Raw genomic sequence first — 1664 nt, 5'->3', positions numbered from 1 at the left:
TGCTTCCACTCGGCTATCGCTTCCTCATCAATCCAGAAAGTAAGTGAACCACGGTTTATTAGGGCTTTGTTGTACTGTTTCCAGTTAGTTGTTTTGTAACGAGGTTTAGGCATGAGGCTACGACGATTGATGGGTGTAGCCGATCAGATCGTAGCTTCTAGATTTAGTTCCATCGATTTAAGCAACAAAGCCTATTTTACACGACTCTCTTTACCAATTCTGCCCCGAATTACACTTAAAACGACTCAACAGCTTAACGTTGGCTTGCCACGCCTTACTTGACTGTAAAACTCTCACTCTTACCGAACTTGGCCGTAACCTGCCAACCAAAGCGAGAACAAAACATAACATCAAACGAATCGACCGATTGTTAGGTAATCGTCACCTCCACAAAGAGCGACTCGCTGTATACCGTTGGCATGCTAGCTTTATCTGTTCGGGCAATACGATGCCCATTGTACTTGTTGACTGGTCTGATATCCGTGAGCAAAAACGGCTTATGGTATTGCGAGCTTCAGTCGCACTACACGGTCGTTCTGTTACTCTTTATGAGAAAGCGTTCCCGCTTTCAGAGCAATGTTCAAAGAAAGCTCATGACCAATTTCTAGCCGACCTTGCGAGCATTCTACCGAGTAACACCACACCGCTCATTGTCAGTGATGCTGGCTTTAAAGTGCCATGGTATAAATCCGTTGAGAAGCTGGGTTGGTACTGGTTAAGTCGAGTAAGAGGGAAAGTGCAATATGCAGACTTAGGAGCAGAAAACTGGAAACCTATCAGCAACTTACATGATATGTCATCTAGTCACTCAAAGACTTTAGGCTATAAGAGGCTGACTAAAAGCAATCCAATCTCATGCCAAATTCTATTGTATAAATCTCGCTCTAAAGGCCGAAAAAATCAGCGCTCGACACGGACTCATTGTCACCACCCGTCACCTAAAATCTACTCAGCGTCGGCAAAGGAGCCATGGATTCTAGCAACTAACTTACCTGTTGAAATTCGAACACCCAAACAACTTGTTAATATCTATTCGAAGCGAATGCAGATTGAAGAAACCTTCCGAGACTTGAAAAGTCCTGCCTACGGACTAGGCCTACGCCATAGCCGAACGAGCAGCTCAGAGCGTTTTGATATCATGCTGCTAATCGCCCTGATGCTTCAACTAACATGTTGGCTTGCGGGCGTTCATGCTCAGAAACAAGGTTGGGACAAGCACTTCCAGGCTAACACAGTCAGAAATCGAAACGTACTCTCAACAGTTCGCTTAGGCATGGAAGTTTTGCGGCATTCTGGCTACACAATAACAAGGGAAGACTCACTCGTGGCTGCAACCCTGCTTACTCAAAATCTATTCACACATGGTTACGTTTTGGGGAAATTATGAGGGGATCTCTCAGGGCTTGGTATTAAAGCAATTAAAACGCATTGCTGTATCTAGAATGTCCCAGCCATAAAAATCTACCAACTCTTGCAACATAGTCTCTAGCTTTAACCCATGCAGTGGGTTGTTTTGTTGCAGTTCGATTCTTTCTTCGTCAGTCATCATTTTAGGGGCCTTACTCATCAAAGGGCGGAGTTTAGCAAAGTATACATTATAGAGATATCTATAGTTAGGCAGCGATGGTTTGAATAGAAACGCCAGAAGGCCTAGGCAGCGTAGT

Annotated in this window: 1 protein-coding gene and 2 pseudogenes; 1 reads left to right on the top strand and 2 read right to left on the bottom strand. The window is 44.4% G+C overall.

Annotated elements, in window-relative coordinates; genetic code table 11:
• Positions 1-113 (bottom strand): annotated as a pseudogene (locus R7E00_RS22810) (IS5/IS1182 family transposase); the annotation flags it as partial.
• An 80-nt stretch (positions 114-193) separates the two neighbouring features.
• Here R7E00_RS22810 and R7E00_RS22805 point away from each other — a divergent pair.
• Entirely contained in the window at positions 194-1387 is a 1194-nt protein-coding gene (locus R7E00_RS22805) for an IS4-like element ISVsa5 family transposase (protein ID WP_032243405.1), read from the top strand.
• Positions 1388-1399: 12 nt separating this feature from the next.
• On the opposite strand, the pseudogene R7E00_RS22800 reads toward R7E00_RS22805, so the two are convergent.
• A pseudogene (locus R7E00_RS22800) lies at positions 1400-1549 on the bottom strand (VF530 family DNA-binding protein); the annotation flags it as partial.
• Positions 1550-1664: the final 115 nt, after the last annotated feature.

The organism is Vibrio sp. Vb1755 (assembly GCF_033338635.1).
GTDB classification, from domain to species: Bacteria; Pseudomonadota; Gammaproteobacteria; order Enterobacterales; family Vibrionaceae; genus Vibrio; species Vibrio alginolyticus.
The sequence above is the reverse complement of the archived record's forward strand: the minus strand, read 5'-3'. Positions and strand labels throughout refer to the sequence as shown.